7 protein-coding genes and 1 CRISPR repeat array are annotated in these 4,725 nt (G+C 64.6%); of the genes, 4 read left to right on the top strand and 3 right to left on the bottom strand.

The features are described 5' to 3' along the window. Positions 1 to 7: 7 nt before the first annotated feature. Positions 8 to 1,132: a CRISPR direct-repeat array (repeat unit 28 nt; unit sequence GGACCATCCCCGCGTGCGCGGGGAACAT). 214 nt (positions 1,133 to 1,346) lie between these two features. After that, positions 1,347 to 1,670, bottom strand: a complete 324-nt coding sequence (locus DM816_RS45050; protein ID WP_246002689.1) for a hypothetical protein — start codon at positions 1,668 to 1,670, stop codon at positions 1,347 to 1,349. Here DM816_RS45050 and DM816_RS46070 point away from each other — a divergent pair. The 4 genes from DM816_RS46070 to DM816_RS40260 all read left to right on the top strand — a co-directional run bounded on the left by DM816_RS46070 (position 1,551) and on the right by DM816_RS40260 (position 3,541). Then, the gene (locus DM816_RS46070; protein WP_425455343.1) at positions 1,551 to 1,892 is read left to right on the top strand and encodes an IS3 family transposase; all 342 of its coding nucleotides are present in this window, start codon (positions 1,551 to 1,553) and stop codon (positions 1,890 to 1,892) included. The two genes, DM816_RS45050 and DM816_RS46070, sit on opposite strands and share 120 nt — an antisense overlap. Next, the gene (locus DM816_RS46065; RefSeq protein WP_425455342.1) at positions 1,774 to 2,208 is read left to right on the top strand and encodes a helix-turn-helix domain-containing protein; all 435 of its coding nucleotides are present in this window, start codon (positions 1,774 to 1,776) and stop codon (positions 2,206 to 2,208) included. The genes DM816_RS46070 and DM816_RS46065 overlap by 119 nt, the downstream gene beginning before the upstream one ends. A 323-nt stretch (positions 2,209 to 2,531) precedes the next feature. After that, a complete protein-coding gene (locus DM816_RS40265; RefSeq protein ID WP_117215713.1) occupies positions 2,532 to 3,254 on the top strand; it encodes a TIGR02391 family protein in 723 nt (240 codons plus the stop codon). 59 nt (positions 3,255 to 3,313) lie between these two features. Continuing rightward, positions 3,314 to 3,541 (top strand): hypothetical protein, encoded by a 228-nt coding sequence (locus DM816_RS40260; protein WP_117215712.1) that lies wholly within the window; start codon positions 3,314 to 3,316, stop codon positions 3,539 to 3,541. 74 nt (positions 3,542 to 3,615) lie between these two features. On the opposite strand, the gene DM816_RS40255 is transcribed toward DM816_RS40260, so the two are convergent. Further along, a complete protein-coding gene (locus DM816_RS40255) occupies positions 3,616 to 4,083 on the bottom strand; it encodes a transposase (protein WP_162908353.1) in 468 nt (155 codons plus the stop codon). 35 nt (positions 4,084 to 4,118) lie between these two features. Beyond that, positions 4,119 to 4,451 (bottom strand): transposase, encoded by a 333-nt coding sequence (locus DM816_RS45430; RefSeq protein ID WP_211589069.1) that lies wholly within the window; start codon positions 4,449 to 4,451, stop codon positions 4,119 to 4,121. Positions 4,452 to 4,725 lie beyond the last annotated feature (274 nt).

Raw genomic sequence — 4,725 nt, 5'->3', positions numbered from 1 at the left:
CGCCCGGGGACCATCCCCGCGTGCGCGGGGAACATGGATACCACTCGTTGGACTTGAGCCACGGGTAGGGACCATCCCCGCGTGCGCGGGGAACATGGCTTCTCTGGCCTCTGTGGCGGATCAGGAATTGGACCATCCCCGCGTGCGCGGGGAACATGCGACGACGAATTGGCTGAGCAATTGGCCGACCGGACCATCCCCGCGTGCGCGGGGAACGTGCCCGCCCGGTGGGGGGAAAACCGTTCTGTCCCGGACCATCCCCGCGTGCGCGGGGAACATTTTCGTCTACAACCCTGGTGGTACCGGAACCTGGGACCATCCCCGCGTGCGCGGGGAACATAAGTTTTGGGCCTCCGGCGGCAACCCGGAAGCCGGACCATCCCAGCGTGCGCGGGGAACATTGGCGTCGTCGCAGTCCTCGCAGCAGCCCGGCAGGACCATCCCCGCGTGCGCGGGGAACATCGCGGCGAGGTGTTCGATGTGCTCGACCGCTCCGGACCATCCCCGCGTGCGCGGGGAACATTTCTTCAGGTGCCGTTCCAGGTCGTTGGCCTGGGGACCATCCCCGCGTGCGCGGGGAACATGAGCAATACCGCTACGACGTGGGGATGATGTTGGGACCATCCCCGCGTGCGCGGGGAACATGCCGGTTTTGGCGCGCGGTCCGCCCATTTCGGGGGACCATCCCCGCGTGCGCGGGGAACATGTTGCGTGGCGCAGACGCGCCCTGACCCGCCGTGGACCATCCCCGCGTGCGCGGGGAACATTGCATATCGCCGTAGGTTACTACGAGGGAACCGGACCATCCCCGCGTGCGCGGGGAACATCTTGGGGCTGGATTCGGTGAACGCGGCGGACTCGGACCATCCCCGCGTGCGCGGGGAACATACCGATCCGGCCGAGCTGCCGCCCATGGACACGGGACCATCCCCGCGTGCGCGGGGAACATCCTGCGCGATGGGGAAGGGGTGACAGTTGGGCGGGACCATCCCCGCGTGCGCGGGGAACATTGCCCACGCCGGCAGGAACGGCACGCCGCCGATGGACCATCCCCGCGTGCGCGGGGAACATGTCGCCGCTGGGTGAGATCTGGTGGCTCAAGCCGGACCATCCCCGCGTGCGCGGGGAACATACTTGTTGACCTCGGGCGGTGAAGATCCACTCGACGGATTTCGTTCACTATCGCGTTGACCACAACCACCAACTGGTACGACGACTTCTTCTTGCCTCCGTCGACGTGGCACCGATGAGACACCATTGCGCTCACGGTTGAGTCTGTCAGCCACTGTTGGAACCATACCGGCCAGCGGGAGGCTCCGAACATGACCCAGCAGTTACGGGCAGCCTCAAGGCGGCTGTTCGGACATACCTCCTCCCATGAATGTGCCCCGGGATTGATCGACTACGGCATGAACGAGCTTCGTGGCCGCTTCGGGGTCGAGCCCGTCCTCCGGGTCCTCGGCGTGAAGCCGTCCACCTTCTACGGATGGGTCAAGCGGGAGCGGGAACCAGGCGAACGGGAACAGCTCGACCGCGGCCTGTTGTCGGAGATCGTCGACATCCACGAACGCTCCGGCGGCACCTACGGCAGCCCGAGAGTGCACCAGGTTCTGCGCCGCCGTGGCATCAACGTCTCCCGTAAACGGGTCGAGCGGCTGATGCGCGCTCACGGCCTGCACGCTGCGTTCCTGCGCCGGGGCTGGCGCGGTGGTGCCACCCGGCAGAACCCGAAAGCCGAACCAGCACCGGACCTGGTCAACCGTAACTTCCCCCGTGCTGCGTCAAGGCAACGTCCTCAACGCCGCCACCGTCGCCGACAAGCTGGTCGCCGCCGCCACCCTGCAACACATCGAAACCCCTGCCCAACAAGCCACCGCGACGATCGTGCGTGAACTGGCCACCGACATCCTCAACCTCGACCGGCGCCGGCCGATGTCGACGCGTGCGCTTCGCCGCACCGTGGTGGCTGACGCCATCGGAAAGATCCATCAGCGGTCGAGGGGCGTCTACGGCAAACGCCGGATCCGGGCTGCGCTGCTGGAAGAGCACCAGATGATCGTCAACATCAAGCTCATAGAGTCGATCATGCGTGAGCGCGGTCTGGTAGGTCTGCCGCGCCCGCGTCGTCGCCGGCCGGATTTGCTGGGCGTTTCGACGCCTGCCCGGCCTGGAGCTGATCGCGGGTGCCGAGCCGAGGAACTGCTCTAAACTGGGCACGAAGTTACCGAAGGACAGGCCGTGCAGGTACGGCAACGGCAGCACCTGGAACCAACCCACGGTGAGCGGCGGCGCCACGGCGGCAGGATCTGCGACCGGGACCGTTTACGCTCGCCGTGTTCTCGTCGACGCATCCCGTTGGCTTTCAGCCAGCGCCCAATGACTTCGATCTTGAAGTCAGCCGTGCTGCTTATCTGCACTTCACTCGACGGGGTGACGCGCGGCTTCCTGAGCATCGGCCATGCACCCGACCAGCCCGGCCGCTTCCGGCGAGTTTCAACGGCATCGGGCATCCAACTAGGCAGAATGTGAGGGTGTATCGAGATTGGAAGCTTGACGCCGACGAAGTCGTGGCACTCCCGCTGGATGAGCTCGCGCTGCTTGTTTTGAGAGATGCTCACGACAACGAGGAGTTGAACTGGGGCAACTGGCTGAACGACGCCAAACGCGCTTATTCCGATCGTCTGGATGCATTGCAGGCGTTGGGCGAGGCATGGGGGTGGCTGCAAAGCCATGGGTTGATCTCGTGGAACCCATCGCAAAGCCATGAGAGGGCGTTCGTCGTCAGCCGCAAAGGCCAGCAGGTGCTGCAAGACGGCATGCCATGGCTGCGGGCGGTGGAGCGCCTTGACATCAGCTTGGTGCCGGAGTTGGAACGTACTGCCCGGCCTCAGTTTCTCCGCGGTGATTTCGAGACCGCTGCCTTCGCCGCGATGAAGGAGGTCGAGGTCCAGGTCCGAGCAAAGGCCGGGCTGGGCAACGACCTGTTCGGCACCGCCCTGATGCAGAAGGCTTTCCGACCACCGAAGAACGAGACCGATACCGGCGGGCCGCTTTACCGGGCGGTCTTGGAGGCAGGCGAGTCGTTGGCTCAGATGTACCTGTTCATGGGAGCAATCGGCCTGTTCAAGAACCCGACGAGCCACCGTCGTGTGGATTTGAGCGACCCGACGGAAGCGGCCGAGATCGTGCTGCTGGCGGACCTGCTTCTGCGTCTGCTCCGGAAGATCGAGCTGCCGAGTGCGGACGAAGGGTGAGGTGAGGGTGGTGTGTTCATCAGCTGCTGGCCTCCCTGGGTTGTGGGAGGCCGAGCTGGATGAGCGGGCCGTCTTGCCTGGCGCTCGGCCTGGTCGCGTTTGGACCGTACGGGCACCGCGAAAGCCAAGAGGTCATCGCCAAGCAGCTCGGCGTCAAGGACGTCAGCTTCGCACAACTGGCCGATTTCCTCGGCATGGACTTCTTCCCAGCCATGATGTGGCTGTGCACAGGATTGGTCGCCACAACCGGCGACGGCGATCCTGAATGGCTACGCCGCTACCGATGAAGTCATGTGCGGGCTGCTCAACTTACCCGACCCAATCAATCGTCCGGCTTTCACATATGGCGTTGCCGCGATGTCTATCTGGCTTGGTATATGGTGTTATCGCGGATGAGCGCCCACAGGACGTCCACGCGTCGGCGGGCGAGGGCGAGGACGGCTTGCGTATGGCGTTTACCTTCGGTCTTCTTGCGGTTGTAGAAGGTTCTGGATGTGGGACAGATGCGGATGGCGGTGAGGGTGGATTGCCAGAACACCCGGCGTAGCTCGCGATGGTAGCGCTGCGGCCGGTGCAGGTTGTCCACAATGTGGCCGGAGTCGCGCCGGACCGGGGCGAGCCCGGCGTGTCCGGCCAGCTTCGCAGCAGAGGTGTATTCACGCATCCCGTTGGTGTACACCAGCAGCTCGGCTGACAGGATCGTGCCGAAGCCTGGCAGGCTGATGATTGTCTTGGCGAGTGTGTGCTGTTGCAGTTGCTGATCGATGGTCTTGCCGAGGTCGCGTAGGCGCCGGTAATAACCCCACGTGCTGCGGTTCAGGCCGACCACCCGACACGCCGAGCGGGCGCAGTGCCCGCGAACGATCAGCCCTTCGACGATCGCGGCTTTCCTTTTGGGCCGGTCACCACCTGCGCGTCGAACAGCTCGCACGCATCCCGGGTCAACGCCAGCTCCGCCTCCAACCTGGCAATCCGCAGTTGCGCCGCCGCGAGCTCATCGGCCTGCACGCTGGGCACCCCATCGCGCACGCCCGCGTCGACGAGTGCCTGGGCCTTCCACCGAAACAAAGTGGCCGGCGAAATCCCCGTCTCAGCAGCGACTTCAACGACAGGCTCACCCTCGCGCAGCCGTTTGCGACCTGCCGGCGCAGCGAAAGAGAATAGGACAGTGGCATGGTGATCCTCCCGAGTGATCACTATGCCTCAACTCTCACAACCGTGGACCATCCTCAGGGGACCAGATCATGTGGGCCCAAACCGGATTCCAGTCAGGACGGCCGAACACGCGAGGCAGCGCAGGATGCCGCTTTCGCATGGCGCGAGCTGGTGTGTCAACGTCGCCCGAATGCTGACCCTTTCTCGGCGCTCGAAAGCTGACCCCCTGCTTGATGGTTAGTTGTTATGGTTAACGATGGTCGTGGTGGTCGGCTGGCGGTACCTGCCGACCGAGGTCTCTGTTGCGGATGCGGTA

It is taken from the genome of Allorhizocola rhizosphaerae, assembly GCF_003426775.1.
GTDB lineage: Bacteria > Actinomycetota > Actinomycetes > Mycobacteriales > Micromonosporaceae > Allorhizocola > Allorhizocola rhizosphaerae.
This window is presented reverse-complemented; position numbering and strand designations above follow the sequence as displayed.

What these genes read in the sequence shown, in the direction of transcription:
- DM816_RS40260 (WP_117215712.1), top strand. Translation starts at nt 3,314, where the DNA reads ATGAGCGGGCCGTCTTGCCTGGCGCTCGGCCTGGTCGCGTTTGGACCG.